Here is an 18451-nt window from a genome sequence, read left to right on the forward strand (position 1 = left end):
GAGAAATATTAAAATTGGTTAGCTGAATTTTTATTGAGAATATTCAGGAAATCAATAACTCACATTTTCGGAAACAAAAAGTCAACCTTTCAATAACCATGGAAGATTTCAAAAGCGTATTAAAAGGAGAAGTTGTCATCAATGCCCCGATCGAAAAAGTTTGGGAGCTTTGGATCGATCCTGTGCATATTAAGAACTGGAACATTATCTCCAATGAATGGCATACACCGATTGCCAAAAATGACTTTCGGGTTGGCGGGAAATTGTACCTGAAGATGGAAGCCCTAGACAAGAGTGATGGTTTTGATTACGAATGTATTTATGACAACATCATCCCCTTCAACGAAATCAGCCATGTAGGTGCTGACGGCCGCAAAACAAAATTGGACTTCGAAGAGACTCCGCAAGGCGTCAAAGTCACAGAGTCATTTGAACCTGAAAACCATACTCCGCTCGATGTTCAAGAGGCTTTTTGTCAGTCTATTCTTGATAATTTCAAAAGGTATGTGGAAGAGGGAAGTTGAAATCCCATTGTTAAAATAGCTTGTCGAAACTATATTTAGGATCATTTGAATTTAAGTCTAACCAGATATTTTTTGATACTGGATATTTTTTGATATTGAATTAGAATCAATCATTTCCTTCATAATCTTTTGAAAATAGAATGGACCAAACCCTCACAAATAAGCGATTTGGATTTTCCCAAAGGAAACTATTTGTCTTGTTTGGGTTTTTGTTCACCTGTATTTTCCTTACTGTACTTATTGATTTTCTGGAATCCAAATTCCAAAACTCTGGTTTTTACATTTCGGAATCTTTGTTGTTCAGTTCGTATTGGTGGATTTTCTTACCGCTTTGGTATGGACAGCTGAGTTTCCTGGAAACCCACAAAACCAAAGTAAGATTTGCACTTATTGTTCTCATTCCGATCATCATTCACCTTTTTGCTTTTCCGGGATTTGTATGGATTATTTCGTTTGTGTTTTATCCTCATACCTTTGAGTTTGGGCAGACTTTTGAATTTGGCTTGACCCAACATTTCTTTAAAATTTTTCTTTTATACACCATTCCGATCGGTCTGTATGCCTTTTTTAGGGATAGGATCAGGGATTTCCAAAGTCAAAATAACTCAATAAGTAAAGAAGCAAATGATTTTTTGACCAGTCTAAAAGTCAGGGAAGGAAACAAACAACTCCAAATTCCTACTAAAGATGTGCGCTATTTTTCTGCCAATCCCCCCTATGTCAATGTCTATTACAAAGACAAAAAACACCTTTGCAACATCACACTCAAATCCCTTTCTGAAAAACTGGACCGCAGATTTTTTGTCAGGATTCACAAATCTGAAATTGCAAACCTGATTCATGTCCAATCCTATAAATCCCGACAGAACGGGGATTATGATGTGACGATGGATGACGGAACGTTGCTTAGACTCAGTAGGAATTTTGCAAAGGATTTCAAAAGCAGACTTGAAATCCTTACTCAGGATAAGCTATAATTCCATCCTGTTGTCGATTTTGATTTGCAATCCAGGTTTTTAATGACTGATTTTACAGAAAAAATCAAATGAAAAAGGGAACCCTAACCTGGTTGATACTCGTGTTTTTTGCTTTTGGCTGCAAAGGCCAAACAGAAAGTGCTGAAAACATTTCCAATCCATCTCAAAGAAAAGGTCCGGTCGGAGGAGGTTGTGACGGCTGCGAATTGATGTATATCGGCATTCCAAAAGAAATAAACGCAACAGACACCAGTGCCGGTTGGTACGAAGAAAAAGGACAAAAGCTTCTATTGACAGGAACTGTTTTCGAACCTGGTGGAAAGACTCCTGCTCCAAATATCATTATCTATTACTGGCATACCGACACCGAAGGATATTATGCTGCGGACACCAAAACTGATCCAAAAGCAAAAAGTCATGGAAGGCTTAGAGGTTGGGTAAAATCCGATGAAAACGGAAAATACAGCATCTACACGATCCGACCTGCCCCTTATCCCAATGAGGATTTGCCTGCACATATTCATCTTTCAATCAAGGAGACTGATATCGAAAATGAGTACTATACCGATGATGTCGTTTTTGATGATGATCCGCTTTTGATTCCCTATATGAAAAAATATCCACCCGAAAACAGGGGTGGAAGTGGAATTGTAAGGGTTCTTTTGAAAGACAATCTGCAGATAGCAGAACATGACATCATCTTGGGATTGAACATTCCTAATTATCCGAAGAAGCAGGTATCTGAAAAACAATCAGGATTGAATATTGGAGACGACCAACCTTCATTTATCCCATTCCATGCCTTTGGGCCGGATAAGGGAAGCCAGGCTTGTCCAGTTTGCAAGTATGGAAGGTATCACGGGATCGTTTTTCTCGTGGGAAATAATCCTGATTGGGATGACATCAAAAAATGGCTTGGGTTTTTGGAACTTCAGAGTAGTTTGAGACAAAAATACTTAAAAGCTTATTTTGTGTATGGAAATGAAAACGCATATAGCAAATCCAAAAGGGAAAAGGAACTTGAAACCATTGGCAGAGAACTGAATCTTCAAAGGACTGCTTTGACTTTCGTTCCCTCCTTCAGTGATTCCAAAACAGAGGCTAACCTAAACAAGATCAATCCTGAAACAGAGAACACATTCATAATTTATAAAAACCGGAGGATTGTCGATAAGTACATTGACCTGAAAGCGACCTCAGAAAATTTTGATTTGATATCAAATTCCTTGGATAGAACCCGGGGAGATTTTTTTGATTTGGATGGAATGCCTCATAATTGAAAATCACAATGAATCAAGATCAAATTGATCACCAACAATTGTCTTAACGATTAATTAATCATGACTAATTTATTTAAAAACTACTTTTACACCTTCAATATTATTGGAAGGAATTATGAATAAGAGTATTGTTGGCTTCATTGTACTATTTGCATCATTCTCCTGCCAAGAAAGGGGAATAAGGTCTGTTCCAATTATTCAACCATCGCATCAAAAGGAGGAATATTCAATCAAGGATTCAGTTCATTTTCTTCAAGGTTATCCTGCGATGGTTGGAGATTCCCTAATCAATGTGGTGGTCGAAATCCCGACAGGAACTTTGGAAAAGTGGGAAGTCAATAAGGAGAACGGTTACCTTGAGTTGCCCGAAATAGATGGAATCAGACGGGTAGTGGACTACTTAGGGTATCCAGGAAACTATGGGATGGTCCCCCAGTCACTGCAGGATGCTGCAGTCGGAGGAGATGGAGATCCACTTGACATCCTGATTTTGGGACCGCCCCTATCCCGGGGAAGCCTCGTTAAATGTCGTATCATTGGGATTATCAGAATGCTTGATAATGGCGAATTGGATGACAAATTGATCGCTTTGCCTGCAAAAGGATACCTTGAAAATATTCGCTCTATGGAAAACCTAGAGGCTGATTATCCGGGGATAATTGAAATATTGACTTTATGGTTTGAAAATTACAAAGGAAAAGGTCAAGTAGAAATCAAATCAATAGGTGAAAAAGAAGAGGCATTCCAAGTCCTTCAGGAAGCCATTGAGGCATATCAAAACCAACGGTAGGAAAAGGCGAACTTGATGCAATCAGAATAGAATAATCCAAAATTTAAAAACCCTTCTAAACAAGTCATTTTTTCAACTAACATGGCTTAAACATGACGCCTATTTCCAAATTCAAACTTTGGAAGTGGCATTATAATGGTTTAGTTTTGATTTCAGAAAGTCACTTTTCAACAAACCGATCTAAGCGGCGTTTTTTGCTTATTGTTGAATTATCCTTAATGAAAAGTTTCCCTTTCTCAGAAAAAAACCACCTAATTAAATTTTTGTAATGCAACAAAACCCTCCTGTTGTAAAAAAACACCAAACCTATGACGGATTGGATTTGATGAAGGCAATTGCCATTTATTTTGTCCTGATTTACCATTTCCCAATTATGGAAGTTGACTTTATTGGGACAGGAAAAACAGGGGCTTATTCCAATTTCTTTATTTTCTCCATTTTCAGCACCTGCGTGCCGATTTTCTTTTTTATCAATGGCGCTTTGCTATTCAACAAACCAGGATTAAGTCTTAAAGCCCATGTGTCCAAGATTTTAAAAACTGTCATCCTAGTTATTATTTGGGGGTTCATTACTATGATTTCACTTTCGTTGATAAATGGTGAAAGTATTTCTGTATCTGGAATCATAAAGGATATCTATACTTTGAAAACCGGATGGGTAAACCACCTTTGGTTTTTGGAAGCACTTGTGGTGATCTACATATTTTTCCCTTTGTTATTTCTGGCCTTCAAAACAAAGAAGAGTTACTTTTTTTTCTTTTTTGCCTGTTTGATGATTTTGTCATTTGGCAACACCTTCATTGGGCTTCTGCTGAATGTGGCAAGCACCGTTTCGGGAAAATTTTTGAACACTTATTTTTTCCTCAATTACTTTGGAGGGTTCAATGCTTTCAGCGGAATCTATGGTTTTTCTATCGGCTATTTCATGCTGGGTGGAATTGTTTTCTCTATGAAAGACTCCATCCTTACCAACAGAAACCGGATACTGTCCTTTATAGCAATCCCGGTGTCTATGGTCTTGCTATTTTCCTATGGTGTCCCTATATCATTCAGACAAGGGGAAACCTGGGACATTGGCTTCGAAGCGTTTGATTCTGTCTTTGCATTAGTCATGGTCGTATCCATTTTTATCCTTTCGATGCAATACAATAACCGTGGCCTTTCAGGTAAAATAATCCGACATGTCAGTAAAAATACCTTGGGCATCTATCTTCTACATAGAATCGTCGGCGCATTGATCAAACCATTTTTCATGGAATTTAGCTTTTTCAGCACATTTATAGGGGGAATGGTTTTTACAGGGGCAGTTCTGTTTCTTTGTTTGCTCATCATTTATATCATGAAGAAAATCCCTTATTTCAATTACCTGTTTTCTTTGAAACTGAAACTTGCCTAAAAAATCTAATTCCTGATCGTAAAAAATCAGGTAATGGGTTTGATATGATTGTTATGATTTATCCTTCTGTTTTTTGGACAAAATTCTTTTTATCTTCATTGGATACCACTAGCCCAATAACCAAATCAGATGAAAGAAGACAGTCAGGTCATCGCAAAGAATGACCGAAAAACGATTCGTGCTTGGGCCATGTATGATTGGTCCAATTCAGTCTATTCGCTCGTGATCGCTTCGGCGATTTTCCCGGCATATTACAATTCGATTACTACCACCGACGCCGGCAGCAAAATCACGGTTTTTAGATTTGAGATCGAAAATACAGCGGCTTACTCCATCAACCTGGGACTTGCTTTTGGAATCATTGCCCTAGTTTCTCCCCTCCTGTCTTCGATATCGGATTATTACAGCAATCAAAAAAAGTTTATGCAGTTTTTTTGCTACCAGGGAGCGATCGGATGTTCATCTCTTTTCTTTTTTGATGGACCCGAAATGGTCCACTTCGGATTGGCCTTTATGATGCTGGCGACGATCGGCTATTCGGGCAGCATTGTTTTTTATAATTCATATCTTCCCGCTATCGCCACCGAAGACCAACAGGACAAAGTCAGTGCGCGGGGTTACGCATTTGGCTATATCGGTTCTACGACCCTACTACTCCTCAATCTTGCTGCCATCCTCAATCAGGAAGCCCTTGGCATAGAAGATGGTTCGCTACTTCCCAGAATTTCATTTCTCCTCACAGGCATATGGTGGTTTGGATTTGCGCAGGTTACTTTTCGAAAGCTTCCCAAGGGAATCTATTCCAAAACCACGACAGAGAGGCAATTTCTCCTCAACGGATACCGGGAATTGGCCAAGATTTGGGGGAGGTTAAAGAACGAACCAAAATTAAAGATGTACCTGATGAGCTTTTTCTTTTACATCATGGGAGTTCAGACAGTAATGTTTATGGCTGCTTCTTTTGGTGAAAAAGAAGTAGGGATGGGAATGACTGAGTTGATCATTACAATCCTTTTATTGGAATATGTAGGTATTATCGGTGCGTTCCTGTTTGCATGGATTTCCAAAAAGATGGGAAACCTTCAGGCACTGACTATTGCAGTGACTATTTGGATTTTCGTTTGCATCGGCAGCTATTTTATTCAAACCGCCTTCCACTTTTACATCGCAGGTTTCTTTATTGGGATGGTGATGGGAGGAATTCAATCCTTGTCCCGGTCGACATATGCGAAGTTTATTCCTAAAACAGAAAACAACGCAGGTTACTTCAGCTTCTTTGATGTTTGCGAAAAGTTGGCCATGATGTGCGGACTCGTAATGTGGGGATTAATGGACAACCTCACCGGCAGCATGCGCAATTCGATCATTGCTTTGGCCATTTGGTTTTCCATCGGCCTGATTCTATTGATGGTAGTCAGTAAATTAGAAAAGCAGCAAAAGGCTGCTTTTGCCTAAATCCTTCAATCCCATCTCTTCGGTTAATTCCTCAAAACACTACTAATGGGATATTGCCATTGTAGGTATGCCAAACATCAAATTTAAATCAAAAAGCAGTAATCAAAAACTTTCCCATAGAGCATAAAAAGTGAAATAAATAATATCAGAATTTTCTTAAATTAGACTTTCACTTAATTCAATTGAAATGAAAAAATTAGCCTTTATTCTCATCTTATTGTTTCTAGTAAAAACTGATTTTCTGCAGGCACAAACCGCCCCAAATGTAAAAGGAACGTGGATAATGAATGTTGAGACAAATATGGGCAGCGGTTCGCCGACATTTGTACTTGACCACGTGGACGCCACCAATCTCAAAGGAACTTATTCCGGTCAGTTGGGAGATTCAGAGGTAAAAGGAACACTCAAAGTCAATATCATTCACCTTGAATTCAGCATTAGTGGCGAAATTATCGAATATGACGGTACAGTAACCGGAAATGAAATGAAGGGAAAAGTAAAATTAGGAACGATGGCAGAGGGAACTTTCACAGGAAAAAAGAAGGAGTAAATTGATTAATTTAATCAAAAAAAACAACAATATAAACCCTATTAAAATGAAAAAATCAATAATTCTTATAGTATTTGTATTTGTAAGTGGAATTAGTTTTTCACAGGGACTGCGTGTAAATACTTATGCTGGATATGTTTTCCCGGACAGTTTTGACAACTTCTATTCTGCCAATTCTTATGTTGAAGGCCGGATTGAAGATGGCTTTAGGTGGGGTGTTGGATTGGAGTATGCCATTCCCGGCAACCGTGCTATCGAACTCCAATACAAGAGACAAGATACTAATGCACCGACGACTTTCCGGGATCCAAGTATCGGAGGGGGTGGGCTGAATAGGGCAAATTTTGATTTGGGAATTAATTGGATCATGTTGAATTTCACCAATTATATTCCGATCAATGAAACCGTAGAACCTTTTGTTGGAGGGGGCTTGGGTATGGGGATTTTTAACGTGAGAAATCCAGACAATGGAAATACCAACAACGGGACAAAATTTGCATGGAATATCCGGGGTGGATCAAACTTTTGGGTTGCTGACAATATAGCGATCAGGATTCAGGCATCATTATTCTCAGCTGTTCAATCAGTAGGGGGTGGATTATTTTTTGGTACAGGAGGTGCAGGAGCAGGGATTTCAACTTATTCAACTATGTACCAATTTGGGTTTGATGGAGGCCTGGTTTTTAGGCTTCCGAGAAAATAAATTGCTTTCCCAAATAAACAATAAAACCCGAGCCTTGGCTCGGGTTTCTTTTTTTTCAATGAATTTTGTAGAAATCTACAGCTTCTTGATTCTGATGTTTTTAAACCAAACTTCATCACCATGGTCTTGAAGTGCGATCTTACCTTTCTTGAAAGTACCGAATCCAGGCATGTCCTTGAATTTGCTTTTGGCAATCAACGCTTCCCATTCAGGAGTCCAAAGAGTGGTAGAAACGATCAAGACACCGTTAAGGTGAAGTTCAAGGTTACCGTCTTTGGCGATGATCTCAGCAAGATTCCATTCTCCGACAGGCTTCACCGTCTCTTCGCTGCTGACGATCAGGTCATACAAATCACCTGCACGGTGGCTGACAATCTTGGCATCAGGATGTCCATCATTGTCAAGAACCTGCATTTCCATACCGGTGTTCCAAGGGTATGTGTATTCCGGCGCTTCGTGCACAAAGAAAATAATACCGCTGTTTCCGTTTGGAGCTATTTTCCATTCCACCTGTAAGTGATAATTATCAAACTCCTCATTGGTCACGATGTCACCACCATCTCCTGTTTGCCAGCCGGCTTTGTTGGTGGCATCAAGGTAAATGGCACCATCCTGAACTTTCCAGGCTTTGCCGACTTCACCTCCTCCATATTTGGACCAACCGTTAAATGAAGTTCCATCAAATAGGCTTATCCATTCAGATTCAGGAGCAACTGTTTCAGCTGCCTCTACCACTTCAATTTCCTCCGATGTTTCTTGGTTTCCTCCGCAGGCAAATGCCATGGAAGCAGAAACCAGGAATATAAATGCTTGTTTTTTCATTATTATTTTTTCAAAAGGAGAACATACTTCACCATTTCTTCCACATCTGCGGGAGCAAGTTGCGGATGAGAAGGCATCATGATTTCACCCCAAGTTCCTACGTGTCCTTCGATCACGTGCTTGGTAAGTAAGGCGATGTTTTCAGGAGTACTTTCATATTTGGCGGCTACATCCGCGTAAGATGGTCCTACGATTTTTCTTTCCACCATGTGGCAAGCTGTACAGCCTGCTTCTTTGGTCTTTGCTTGACCTGCGATAAAGAGTGGGTTGTCTTTGTATTTATCCTCCAGACTAACTGGAGCCGCAGCAGGCGGAGGAGTAGTGACCGCAGTCTCTGTAGAGGTTTCGGAAGTAGAACCTCCACCACAGGAGTAGGTTAAAGCAGATACGGCTATCAAGCCAAGAGTCAATGATTTAATCAGTTTCATAAAATATAGGTTAATGGTAATTTAAATTCCTAGGATTTTTTTGTTAAACGCCTCGTCAGCTCCTGCCGAAGCAAAATCATCAAAAGCTTTTTCAGTAACCCTGATGATGTGGTCTGCAATAAATGGAGCTCCTTCAAGTGCTCCCTGCTCTGGATGTTTGATGGCACATTCCCATTCGAGTACTGCCCAGCCGGAGTAGTCGTACTGCGAAAGTTTGCTAAAGATACCACTAAAATCTACTTGACCATCTCCCAAGGAGCGGAATCTTCCGGCACGCTGCACCCATCCTTGGTATCCTCCATAGACGCCCTGCTTGCCAGTTGGATTAAATTCTGCGTCTTTGACATGGAACATCTTGATCCTTTCGTGATAGAAATCAATGAATTGTAAATAGTCGAGGCACTGCAATACAAAGTGGCTTGGGTCATAAAGAATATTTGCGCGCTTGTGGTTGTTTACTTTCTCCAAAAACATTTCGAAAGTAATCCCATCGTGAAGGTCTTCACCCGGGTGCAGTTCATAACATACATCTACACCATACTCATCAAAAGTATCCAAAATTGGAGTCCATCTTTTTGCCAATTCGGTAAATCCTGTATCCACCAAACCAGCAGGGCGCTGTGGCCAAGGATATACTGTCTGCCACATAAGTGCTCCTGAGAAAGTGGCGTGTGCATTTAATCCAAGATTGGCGGAGGCTTTGGCTGCGAATTTCAGCTGTTGGGTAGCCCATTCGGATTTTGCTTTTAGGTTGCCTGCTAGGTTTGCCGGAGCAAAGCCATCGAAAAGCTCGTTATAAGCAGGATGGGTTGCCACCAACTGACCTTGAAGGTGGGTGGAAAGTTCGGTGATTTGCATGCCTGTGGCATTAACGATGCCTTTGATTTCATCGGCGTAAGTTTTGCTTTCGGCTGCTTTTTGGAGGTCAATCAATCTTCCATCCCAAGATGGAATCTGCACACCTTTGTATCCGGCTGTCGACATCCACTCACAAATACTTTTTAGGCTGTTGAACGGTGCTTTGTCATCGGCAAACTGTGCCAAAAATACTGCAGGTCCTTTTATGGTTTTCATAGGTTTATTTTTTTGATTTTAAGATTGGAAAATTTCAAAATTGGAAAATTGAAATGTTAGAAGGTTATAAAGTTTCAAAGTTTAGAGGAAGATGACAAATGCTACAAGCGAATTTGGTACTTAGTACGTGATACATTATTCTCGCTTCACGCCTAAAACTCCACGTTGAAAGGTGTCCATTTCTGATCGGAAGCCGAACTTGCCAAGACATTTTCGATAAAAGCCATGCCACGGATTCCATCTTCTGCACCGGGGAAATCAAGCCATTCGGCTTTGGGCTCCTCCCCTTTTCTCAAAGCATATATAGTCCTGGCGAAGTTTCTGTAAATATTGGCAAAAGCTTCAATATAACCTTCAGGATGGCCTGCAGGTGTCCTCGTGTTTTCATTGGCCATTGAGCCAAGGTAACCATTTCCTGCACGGTATATTTCATCCGGTCTGTCGGACCATCGGAGCCTCAGGGTATTGTTATCTTCCTGCATCCATTCGAGGCCTCCTTTTTCTCCGTAAATTCGGATTTTGAGGTTATTTTCACATCCCGCGTCTATTTGGGATGCTGTCAGGATTCCTGAAGCATTATTTTCAAATCGCATCAAAACCGCTCCATCATCATCTATCGGACGACCAGCTACTTTGATGTCAAGGTCTGCACAGATTTTAGCAACTTTGATTCCAGAGACATATTCAGCAAGGTTGAATGCATGGGTACCAATATCGCCAAAGCAACCGGCTTTCCCATTTCTTGTAGGGTCTGTTCTCCATTCAGCCTGTTTGTTTTCATATTCCAAGAGTTTGTGAAGCCATCCCTGCGGATATTCCACATAGACTTTCCTGACTTCACCTATGACACCCTCAGCGATCATCTGCTTCATCTGCTTGATCATCGGATATCCTGTGTAAGTATGGGTCAGACAAAAAAGCTTGTCACTCTTTTTGATAATTTTATATAATTCTTTGGCTTGGTCATAGGTTAATGTCATCGGCTTGTCCAGCACAACATGAAATCCTGCTTCCAACGCTTTTTTGGTCGGATCAAAGTGAACATTGTTGGGAGTGACGATGCTGATGATGTCTATTCGCTCAGATTCCGGTAAGGCGAGTTCCTTTTGGATCATTTCATCATAAGAGGAATAAACTCTCGATGGGTCAAGCATGAGTTCTTCACCTGCCTGTCGGGATTTTTCAGGGTTGCTGCTAAAAGATCCTGCGGTGATTTCTATCAAACCGTCCATCAGCGCCGCACTCCGGTGGATCGCACCGATAAATGCACCTGGACCGCCGCCGACCATTCCCATTTTGAGTTTTTTCTGTGCTGCCATATTTATTCTGGATTTTAGGTTTTCAGGGTTTATGATATTGTATTAAATTTCTTGTAAGATAAATTATGATTTGGTTTGACTTAAACACGAAATGAAATAAATGACCAGTTGCAGTAAGATGTTATGAGTGGTAAAGTTTCGAACCGCTTATTGCCTTATTTAATTCTGTATTTTGGAAAAACTAAAATTAAGGCAAAATCCCTGAATTTTAAACATAAAATTGATACTTTACTGCTTCATTTCATCTGATTTTAACCAATCAACCACTACATATGCATTCCGGAACCAGAGCCCAACTTTCTTTCATGATGTTCTTGGAATTCTTCGTTTGGGGTTCCTGGTATGTGACCATGGGTACCTTTTTGGTTGCAAACTTAGGCGCAAGCTATACACAGATCGGTGCCGCATTTTCTACCCAGTCATTTGGTGCTATCATTGCACCATTTATCATCGGACTGATAGCTGACCGGTATTTCAATGCAGAAAAAATTCTTGGCTTCCTCCACCTGATCGGAGCAGTTCTACTTTACCTATGCTATCAGGCCAAGAGTTTCGATTTGTTTTATCCTTTCATATTTGGATACATGGTTTTATATATGCCGACCTTAGCCTTGGTCAATTCAGTTTCTTTTAGGCAAATGAAAGACCCTGAAAAGGAATTTTCTCCCATCAGAGTTTGGGGGACAATTGGTTGGATCGCTGCGGGTCTTTCGATCAGCTATGTTTTTATGTGGGATGAAGTGGGAAATATGTCCAATGGTTTCTTGAAAAACACTTTTCTGATGGCTTCGATTTCTTCATTGATTCTGGGATTGTTTTCCTTTACACTCCCAAAGACACCACCAAGAGCCAATAAAAATGAAAAAGTTAAAATAGGCGATCTGATAGGACTTGACGCTCTAAAGTTATTGAAGGACAAAAACTACGCGATCTTCTTTTTATCTTCAATCCTGATCTGTATTCCTTTGGCCTTTTATTATCAAAATGCCAACCCATTCCTGGCTGAAATCGGCGTTTCTGACCCTACCGGCAAAATGACAATCGGACAGGTTTCAGAAGCGTTCTTCCTGCTTTTTCTTCCTTTTTTCTTCAAAAAGTTCGGCTTTAAAATGACCATGTTGGTAGGAATGCTGGCTTGGGTAGTACGGTATGCGCTGTTTTCGATTGGAGATGCTGGAGGCGGACTTTATTTGTTAATCATCGGCATTGCGCTTCATGGTATCTGCTACGATTTCTTTTTTGTTTCCGGCCAAATCTACACCGATTCCAAGGCAGGGGAGAAATTTCAATCATCTGCTCAAGGACTTATTACCTTGGCTACCTATGGCTTTGGAATGCTGATAGGATTTGCTGTCGCCGGACAAGTCACTGATTTATATTTGAATGCCGATGGTACACATGATTGGAAGTCCATCTGGATGATTCCATCAGGTATTGCTATATTAGTGGTACTGATTTTCCTGATTTTCTTTAAAAATGAAACAATGAACAAAAAACCCGAAATAAAACCTTTTGAATCATGACCCAAACCAGCAGAAGAAACAGCCTAAAAAAAATATTGATGGGGACGGCAGCGGCCACCGGATTGCCATTAATCAATACCAATGCAAAGGATATGGATTATCAGCTTAAAGGAAATGTTAACCACGCCGTCTGTCATTGGCCTTTTAATCCGATGACCATAGAGGAACTTTGTATTGAAATCAAAAAAATCGGATTCAATGCCATTGATTTGATCGGTCCAAACAACTGGCATATCCTTCAAAAACACGGTGTGGTATGCTCGATGTGCAATGGCGCTGACATGGGGATCGTTAAAGGTTGGAATGATCCTAAAAACCATGAACAGTTGATCAAAGGTTATGAGGAAATTATTCCTTTGGTGGCAAAAGCAGGATACAAAAATCTGATCGCCTTCAGCGGCAACAGAAACGGAATGGACGACGAGACGGGGCTGAAGAATTCTGCTGAAGGTCTCAAAAAAATCATGGCAACTGCAGAAAAACACAATGTCATGATCATAATGGAGCTGCTTAACAGCAAGGTGGACCATGCGGATTACATGTGTGACAAAAGCGCTTGGGGCATAGAATTGTGTAAGAGAGTTGGGTCATCAAATCTCAAACTCCTTTACGACATCTATCACATGCAGATCATGGAGGGGGATATCATCCGCACGATCAAAAGAGACCACCAATATTTTGGACATTACCATACAGCCGGAAATCCCGGAAGGAATGAAATAGATGAGACCCAAGAAATCTATTATCCACCGATTGTAAAAGCTATCTTGGATACAGGGTACAAAGGATATTTCTGCCAAGAATTTGTTCCAAAAAAGGCAGACAAAATGGCTTCACTTGCCGAGGCCGTCAGAATATGTGATCTATAAATAAATTCAACCAATAACTAATTATGGCAGACAATACCTATGACGCTATCGTAGTCGGCTCCGGAATCAGCGGAGGCTGGGCCGCGAAAGAGTTGACAGAAAAAGGACTTAAGGTCCTCATGCTCGAAAGAGGACCAAATGTAGTACACAAAACCGATTACAAATCAGCCACCCTTGCCCCTTGGGAAGTTCCTCACAGAGGCAGAAGGACTACAGAAATGATCGAGGCACATCCAAATCTCAAAAGAGATTATGTGCTCAATGAACTCAACCTAGATTGGTGGGCACACGAATCTGAATCACCTTATATCGAAACCAAACCATTCACCTGGTTCAGGGGATATCAGGTCGGAGGAAGATCCTTGCTTTGGGGAAGACAGAGCTACAGATTGGGTGATTTAGATTTTGAAGCCAACCTCAAAGAAGGTATTGCCGTGGATTGGCCCATCAGGTACAAAGATCTGGCACCTTGGTACAGCCATGTTGAAAAATTCGCCGGTATTTCCGGAAATAAAGACGGCCTTTCCCAGCTTCCTGACGGCGATTTTCAGCCACCCATGCCACTCAACTGTGTAGAAAAAGATGTAGCAGAAAGAGTGAAAAAAGCATTTGACGGAAAAAGATTAGTGACAATCGGCAGAGTTGCCAACCTTACCCAGCCTTTGGAAGGAAGGTCCCAATGTCAGTTTAGAAATAAGTGTTCACTAGGTTGCCCGTTTGGAGGATATTTCAGTACCCAAGCTTCCACTATGCCTGCTGCTGTGAAAACTGGGAACTTAACTTTGAGACCTTGGTCGATTGTCACCAAATTGATATATGACAAGGACAGCAAAAAAGCTACTGGGGTAGAAATCATCGATGGCGAAACCAATCAGACTTATGAATTCAATGCCAAAATTATTTTCCTTTGCGCATCTGCCTTCAATTCTACCTCTATCCTGATGAGGTCTGCGACCGATATTTGGCCGGAAGGATTGGGAAGCAGCTCGGGTGAATTGGGCCATAATGTGATGGACCACCATTTCAGATTAGGTGCAAATGGGGTTGCGGAAGGATATGAGGACAAGTATTACTTTGGTAGAAGACCAAACGGGGTTTATATCCCTAGGTTCAGGAATATTGATGGAGACAAGAGAGATTATTTGAGAGGTTTTGGCTATCAGGGCGGTGCTTCCCGTTCAGGTTGGAGTAGAAATGTCGCTGAGATGAATTTTGGTGCACCTATGAAGGAGGCCTTGAGCGAACCAGGACCATGGAGTATGGGAATCACCGCTTTTGGAGAAATACTTCCTTACCATGAAAATACCATCAAACTGAGCAAAGACAAGGTAGACAAATGGGGTATTTCAATTCTGGAGATGGATGCTGAAATAAAAGAAAACGAGAAAAAAATGAGGATTGACATGATGAACGACGCTGCTGAAATGCTTGAAGCAGCAGGTTTGAAAAATGTCAATACATTTGACGCAGGTTACACTTTTGGACAAGGAATCCACGAAATGGGAACTGCAAGGATGGGACGAGATCCAAAAACCTCTGTACTGAACGGGAACAACCAAGTATGGGATGCAAAGAATGTATTTGTCACCGATGGAGCCTGTATGACCTCTGCAGCAGCCCAAAACCCTTCATTGACTTACATGGCTTTGACAGCAAGGGCAGCGGATTTTGCCTTCAGCGAACTTAAAAAAGGAAATTTATAATTTTAAAAGAACTCAATCATGGCAATGAATAGAAGAGATGCTTTGAAAAGTGTCGTTTTAATGATGGGGGGAACAATGGTCGGAGCCAATGTCATCCTCACAGGATGCGCTCCTGACGACCAAATTGTAGGCTTGGAGTTTTCTCCAAAAGATATCGCATTCTTAGATGAAATCGGAGAGGCCATCATCCCTACCACAGATACTCCGGGAGCCAAAGCAGTTGGCATTGGTGGATTTATGGTAATGATGGTAAAAGACACCTATAATACCGAACAGCAGACAGCCTTTGTTGATGGACTGAATTTTATCAAAAAGGACTTCAAATCAAGCAAAGGAAGAGATTTTATGGATGCTACTTTGGAAGAACGTACAGCCTATCTAAATGAATTGAAAGCCAAGGCAACAGCCGATACTGAAGACAAAAATGCAGGTGTAGTTAAAATGCTTCAGGATTTGACAGTGCTCGGATATTTCACCTCTGAGATTGGTGCAACACAGCAATTGAGGTATTACGAAGTTCCCGGTAAATATGACCCCTGCATTGAATATAAGCCAGGAGAAAAAGCTTATGCCATTTAATTTATATCCAAATCAAGAGACTGTACCTTTGCAGTCTCTTGTCAATTTAACAAACCCCAGCATGAAAAACAGAAGAAAATTTATCAAGTTAAGTGCAGCTATGGGAGCAGGTGCTTTCCTTCCCCTACAATTTTGTTCACCAAAAAAAGAAAGTGACACCCTTTCAGAAGCAGTTTTGAGTGCTTCTACAGGGATATTGGACAATTTCGGACTCCAACTTTATTCAGTAAAAGAAAATATGGCAGAGGACCCTGTTGCAACGATTAAGGCTGTAGCCGGCTATGGGTATACACAGATCGAAGGATTTGATGGGGGAAAAGGGATATTTTGGGGAATGAAAAATACTGAATTCAAGAGTCTGACTGATGATCTCGGGCTTTCTTTTATCGCTTCCCATGCCAATACCTATGAAAATCTTGAAAAGCAAGCAGAGGAGGCTGCTGCAATCGGGATGAAATACCTGATCAACCCTTGGGTAGGACCTCAAAAATCCATGGATGACTTCAAGAGAATCAATGATGATTTTAACAAGCAGGGAGAAATTTGCAAACAATACGGGATCAAATTTGCCTACCATAATCATGGATATACATTTGTAGACTTGGATGGCCAAATCCCCCATGACTATCTACTTGAAAATACAGATCCGGAATTAGTAGAATTTGAGATGGATACCTATTGGGTTTATACTGCAGGCAAAGATCCAGTTGAATATATCAAAAAATACCCAAACAGGTTTACACTTGGCCACGTGAAGGACAAATCCGGTGATTTGGAGTTTTCGGAACCAAACGGTTCTACTATTATTGGTACCGGAATTATGGATTTCCCCACCATCCTAAGAGCAGGAATGGACAACGGTATGAAATATTTTATTGTAGAGCAAGAGAGATTTGAAGGGACTACCCCTATGGAAGCTGCTGAAAAAAATGCGGCATTTATGAAATCACTTGTTTTTTAAAATAATGAAGGCCTGCAAAAACTGCAGGCCTTCCATTTTTTATTCTACAAAATCAGATTTGATCGACCTTGAAGTATATATCAATAAATAAATAATCACAATCAGAATCACCAACGCGGCCACTTCAAACTGTGCCCAAATTTTGGATCTATTGACCACTTTTTCTGAATTAGTCGCCAATTTTTTCCCCTCCTCAATTTGGATCAAAGAGAGCTTCTCCAAATCCAAAATCGCCTTTTCAATATAAGAATTGTATTCTTTGACTTTATCTGCATTTATTCCAGATTCCTCAGAATAAAGGGATTGATAATCAGCAATCCTAAGATTTTCCTGAATAATCTTTTTGAAATCCGTCAAGAAGCCAGCCTCGGCAATGGTCAATTTGGTGTCTTCAAACTCCTTGACAAGGTTCAAGATATCGGATTCAAAAGTACTGATTTCATCCACTACGTGGCTGTAATCACTTTCGAACTGACAATGGTTCACCAATAGCTTGATTCTAAACAGCTTTTCGGAAATTGAAAAAATATAGCTTTCAACTACCAACCTGTCTTCATAAAACGATACGAAAGAATTTCCAAGCTCATTAAAATTTCTTCTTTCAAGTATATTTTTTCCAAAAATCATAACAATCAAAACTGTCAGGATAATGGCAACTTTCAATTTTGTTTTTTGGATAGTAGTTCTGGACATAATTTGCGCTTGTTAGGAGTAGGTTCAAACCTCACTAAAAGAGTTTACTCAAGAAGGTAGATATGGTTACAGAAATTTAAACCGAATTAAATTTTTTAGATCCAAATAACCTAAAAATCCTGACATTATTTAGCTTTTTAAATCTATTGAAAAATGGGTTGAGGTTAAAAAAACAAAAAACCTCCCTTTTAAGGAGGTTTTGTGATCCCGCTGGGATTCGAACCCAGGACCCATACATTAAAAGTGTATTGCTCTACCAGCTGAGCTACGGAATCATTTCTTTTTTTATAATCGCCATTGACTTAAGCTGAGACGAACAGAGACAGTCAATAATAAGTCGAGCATCCCTTTGGAGAGATGCTCTTCAAGTCTTTATGTGATCCTGTCAGGAATCGAACCTGAAACCTACTGCTTAGAAGGCAGTTGCTCTATCCAATTGAGCTACAGGACCGGCAATATTGTCGGGGTGGCAGGATTCGAACCTACGACCTCCACATCCCAAATGTGGCGCGATACCGGGCTACGCTACACCCCGAACTTATTCAATCTGTTTTGAAAAACCCTTTGATTTCTCAGTGATCCCGCTGGGATTCGAACCCAGGACCCATACATTAAAAGTGTATTGCTCTACCAGCTGAGCTACGGAATCATTTGCTTTTTTTATCTTTCTGATAGTTATCAGGCGAGATAATCAGTTACGAATTGATTTGTTTTTTTTTAAATCATTCCCGTAATTGGAGTGCAAATTTAAGCCTCTGAATTTAAAATGCCAAACCTAAACCGAATCTTTCTTACAAAATTTATA

At 40.5% G+C, this 18451-nt stretch carries 18 protein-coding genes and 4 tRNA genes; 13 read left to right on the plus strand and 9 right to left on the minus strand.

Annotation, left to right across the window (positions count from 1 at the left end; genetic code table 11):
- Nucleotides 1-98: 98 nt before the first annotated feature.
- The 8 genes from NU887_RS16065 (at nucleotide 99) to NU887_RS16100 (ending at nucleotide 7675) form a co-directional block, all read left to right on the plus strand.
- Nucleotides 99-524: an SRPBCC domain-containing protein gene (locus NU887_RS16065; RefSeq protein WP_258424404.1), complete on the plus strand. Its 426-nt coding sequence runs from the start codon at nucleotides 99-101 to the stop codon at nucleotides 522-524.
- Between the two features lie 140 nt (nucleotides 525-664).
- Nucleotides 665-1501 (plus strand): LytTR family DNA-binding domain-containing protein, encoded by an 837-nt coding sequence (locus NU887_RS16070; protein ID WP_258424405.1) that lies wholly within the window; start codon nucleotides 665-667, stop codon nucleotides 1499-1501.
- Between the two features lie 68 nt (nucleotides 1502-1569).
- Nucleotides 1570-2781: a dioxygenase family protein gene (locus NU887_RS16075; protein ID WP_258424406.1), complete on the plus strand. Its 1212-nt coding sequence runs from the start codon at nucleotides 1570-1572 to the stop codon at nucleotides 2779-2781.
- Nucleotides 2782-2896: 115 nt separating this feature from the next.
- On the plus strand, nucleotides 2897-3571 hold the full coding sequence (locus tag NU887_RS16080) for an inorganic diphosphatase (protein WP_258424407.1): 675 nt from the start codon (nucleotides 2897-2899) through the stop codon (nucleotides 3569-3571).
- A 268-nt stretch (nucleotides 3572-3839) separates the two neighbouring features.
- Nucleotides 3840-4967, plus strand: coding sequence for an acyltransferase (locus tag NU887_RS16085; protein WP_258424408.1), 1128 nt, complete (start codon nucleotides 3840-3842; stop codon nucleotides 4965-4967).
- A 129-nt stretch (nucleotides 4968-5096) separates the two neighbouring features.
- Nucleotides 5097-6422: an MFS transporter gene (locus NU887_RS16090; RefSeq protein ID WP_258424409.1), complete on the plus strand. Its 1326-nt coding sequence runs from the start codon at nucleotides 5097-5099 to the stop codon at nucleotides 6420-6422.
- Nucleotides 6423-6609: 187 nt separating this feature from the next.
- Nucleotides 6610-6972 carry a hypothetical protein gene (locus tag NU887_RS16095; RefSeq protein WP_258424410.1) on the plus strand — a complete coding sequence of 121 codons (363 nt, stop codon included), beginning with the start codon at nucleotides 6610-6612 and terminating at the stop codon, nucleotides 6970-6972.
- 46 nt (nucleotides 6973-7018) lie between these two features.
- Nucleotides 7019-7675 carry a porin family protein gene (locus tag NU887_RS16100; RefSeq protein ID WP_258424411.1) on the plus strand — a complete coding sequence of 219 codons (657 nt, stop codon included), beginning with the start codon at nucleotides 7019-7021 and terminating at the stop codon, nucleotides 7673-7675.
- 75 nt (nucleotides 7676-7750) lie between these two features.
- Here the strand turns inward: NU887_RS16100 and NU887_RS16105 are convergent, their stop codons facing one another.
- The 4 genes from NU887_RS16105 to NU887_RS16120 all read right to left on the minus strand — a co-directional run bounded on the left by NU887_RS16105 (nucleotide 7751) and on the right by NU887_RS16120 (nucleotide 11318).
- Nucleotides 7751-8497 carry a 3-keto-disaccharide hydrolase gene (locus NU887_RS16105; RefSeq protein ID WP_258424412.1) on the minus strand — a complete coding sequence of 249 codons (747 nt, stop codon included), beginning with the start codon at nucleotides 8495-8497 and terminating at the stop codon, nucleotides 7751-7753.
- 2 nt (nucleotides 8498-8499) lie between these two features.
- A complete protein-coding gene (locus NU887_RS16110; RefSeq protein ID WP_258424413.1) occupies nucleotides 8500-8925 on the minus strand; it encodes a c-type cytochrome in 426 nt (141 codons plus the stop codon).
- A gap of 21 nt (nucleotides 8926-8946) precedes the next feature.
- Nucleotides 8947-9999 carry a sugar phosphate isomerase/epimerase family protein gene (locus tag NU887_RS16115; RefSeq protein ID WP_258424414.1) on the minus strand — a complete coding sequence of 351 codons (1053 nt, stop codon included), beginning with the start codon at nucleotides 9997-9999 and terminating at the stop codon, nucleotides 8947-8949.
- Nucleotides 10000-10151: 152 nt separating this feature from the next.
- The gene (locus NU887_RS16120; protein ID WP_258424415.1) at nucleotides 10152-11318 is read right to left on the minus strand and encodes a Gfo/Idh/MocA family protein; all 1167 of its coding nucleotides are present in this window, start codon (nucleotides 11316-11318) and stop codon (nucleotides 10152-10154) included.
- A 272-nt stretch (nucleotides 11319-11590) separates the two neighbouring features.
- On the opposite strand from NU887_RS16120, the gene NU887_RS16125 reads away from it, so the two are divergent.
- The 5 genes from NU887_RS16125 to NU887_RS16145 all read left to right on the plus strand — a co-directional run bounded on the left by NU887_RS16125 (nucleotide 11591) and on the right by NU887_RS16145 (nucleotide 16953).
- Nucleotides 11591-12841 (plus strand): nucleoside permease, encoded by a 1251-nt coding sequence (locus NU887_RS16125; protein ID WP_258424416.1) that lies wholly within the window; start codon nucleotides 11591-11593, stop codon nucleotides 12839-12841.
- Nucleotides 12838-13710: a hydroxypyruvate isomerase family protein gene (locus NU887_RS16130; protein ID WP_258424417.1), complete on the plus strand. Its 873-nt coding sequence runs from the start codon at nucleotides 12838-12840 to the stop codon at nucleotides 13708-13710. The genes NU887_RS16125 and NU887_RS16130 overlap by 4 nt, the downstream gene beginning before the upstream one ends.
- Before the next feature lie 23 nt (nucleotides 13711-13733).
- Nucleotides 13734-15413: a GMC oxidoreductase gene (locus NU887_RS16135; protein WP_258424418.1), complete on the plus strand. Its 1680-nt coding sequence runs from the start codon at nucleotides 13734-13736 to the stop codon at nucleotides 15411-15413.
- 18 nt (nucleotides 15414-15431) lie between these two features.
- Nucleotides 15432-15992, plus strand: coding sequence for a gluconate 2-dehydrogenase subunit 3 family protein (locus NU887_RS16140; protein WP_258424419.1), 561 nt, complete (start codon nucleotides 15432-15434; stop codon nucleotides 15990-15992).
- A gap of 61 nt (nucleotides 15993-16053) precedes the next feature.
- Complete coding sequence (locus tag NU887_RS16145; protein WP_258424420.1) at nucleotides 16054-16953, plus strand: sugar phosphate isomerase/epimerase family protein; 900 nt, start codon at nucleotides 16054-16056, stop codon at nucleotides 16951-16953.
- A gap of 39 nt (nucleotides 16954-16992) precedes the next feature.
- Here NU887_RS16145 and NU887_RS16150 read toward each other — a convergent pair whose 3' ends face one another.
- The 5 genes from NU887_RS16150 to NU887_RS16170 all read right to left on the minus strand — a co-directional run bounded on the left by NU887_RS16150 (nucleotide 16993) and on the right by NU887_RS16170 (nucleotide 18295).
- Nucleotides 16993-17646, minus strand: a complete 654-nt coding sequence (locus NU887_RS16150) for an MCP four helix bundle domain-containing protein (protein WP_258424421.1) — start codon at nucleotides 17644-17646, stop codon at nucleotides 16993-16995.
- A 202-nt stretch (nucleotides 17647-17848) separates the two neighbouring features.
- A tRNA-Lys gene (locus NU887_RS16155) sits at nucleotides 17849-17921 on the minus strand.
- A 102-nt stretch (nucleotides 17922-18023) separates the two neighbouring features.
- Nucleotides 18024-18097, minus strand: a tRNA-Arg gene (locus NU887_RS16160).
- A 10-nt stretch (nucleotides 18098-18107) separates the two neighbouring features.
- Nucleotides 18108-18181, minus strand: a tRNA-Pro gene (locus NU887_RS16165).
- A 41-nt stretch (nucleotides 18182-18222) separates the two neighbouring features.
- A tRNA-Lys gene (locus NU887_RS16170) sits at nucleotides 18223-18295 on the minus strand.
- Between the last annotated feature and the right edge of the window lie 156 nt (nucleotides 18296-18451).

This window comes from Aquiflexum gelatinilyticum, from assembly GCF_024741135.1.
Classification (GTDB): domain Bacteria; phylum Bacteroidota; class Bacteroidia; order Cytophagales; family Cyclobacteriaceae; genus Cognataquiflexum; species Cognataquiflexum gelatinilyticum.

Bases quoted from the DNA above. Each gene is read 5' to 3' on its own strand.
- NU887_RS16085 (WP_258424408.1), top strand. From the start codon at position 3,840: ATGCAACAAAACCCTCCTGTTGTAAAAAAACACCAAACCTATGACGGA.
- NU887_RS16110 (WP_258424413.1), bottom strand. From the start codon at position 8,925: ATGAAACTGATTAAATCATTGACTCTTGGCTTGATAGCCGTATCTGCT.
- NU887_RS16115 (WP_258424414.1), bottom strand. From the start codon at position 9,999: ATGAAAACCATAAAAGGACCTGCAGTATTTTTGGCACAGTTTGCCGAT.
- NU887_RS16130 (WP_258424417.1), top strand. From the start codon at position 12,838: ATGACCCAAACCAGCAGAAGAAACAGCCTAAAAAAAATATTGATGGGG.
- NU887_RS16090 (WP_258424409.1), top strand. From the start codon at position 5,097: ATGAAAGAAGACAGTCAGGTCATCGCAAAGAATGACCGAAAAACGATT.
- NU887_RS16140 (WP_258424419.1), top strand. From the start codon at position 15,432: ATGGCAATGAATAGAAGAGATGCTTTGAAAAGTGTCGTTTTAATGATG.
- NU887_RS16145 (WP_258424420.1), top strand. From the start codon at position 16,054: ATGAAAAACAGAAGAAAATTTATCAAGTTAAGTGCAGCTATGGGAGCA.
- NU887_RS16100 (WP_258424411.1), top strand. From the start codon at position 7,019: ATGAAAAAATCAATAATTCTTATAGTATTTGTATTTGTAAGTGGAATT.
- NU887_RS16075 (WP_258424406.1), top strand. From the start codon at position 1,570: ATGAAAAAGGGAACCCTAACCTGGTTGATACTCGTGTTTTTTGCTTTT.
- NU887_RS16080 (WP_258424407.1), top strand. From the start codon at position 2,897: ATGAATAAGAGTATTGTTGGCTTCATTGTACTATTTGCATCATTCTCC.
- NU887_RS16070 (WP_258424405.1), top strand. From the start codon at position 665: ATGGACCAAACCCTCACAAATAAGCGATTTGGATTTTCCCAAAGGAAA.
- NU887_RS16105 (WP_258424412.1), bottom strand. From the start codon at position 8,497: ATGAAAAAACAAGCATTTATATTCCTGGTTTCTGCTTCCATGGCATTT.
- NU887_RS16095 (WP_258424410.1), top strand. From the start codon at position 6,610: ATGAAAAAATTAGCCTTTATTCTCATCTTATTGTTTCTAGTAAAAACT.
- NU887_RS16120 (WP_258424415.1), bottom strand. From the start codon at position 11,318: ATGGCAGCACAGAAAAAACTCAAAATGGGAATGGTCGGCGGCGGTCCA.
- NU887_RS16125 (WP_258424416.1), top strand. From the start codon at position 11,591: ATGCATTCCGGAACCAGAGCCCAACTTTCTTTCATGATGTTCTTGGAA.
- NU887_RS16150 (WP_258424421.1), bottom strand. From the start codon at position 17,646: ATGTCCAGAACTACTATCCAAAAAACAAAATTGAAAGTTGCCATTATC.
- NU887_RS16135 (WP_258424418.1), top strand. From the start codon at position 13,734: ATGGCAGACAATACCTATGACGCTATCGTAGTCGGCTCCGGAATCAGC.
- NU887_RS16065 (WP_258424404.1), top strand. From the start codon at position 99: ATGGAAGATTTCAAAAGCGTATTAAAAGGAGAAGTTGTCATCAATGCC.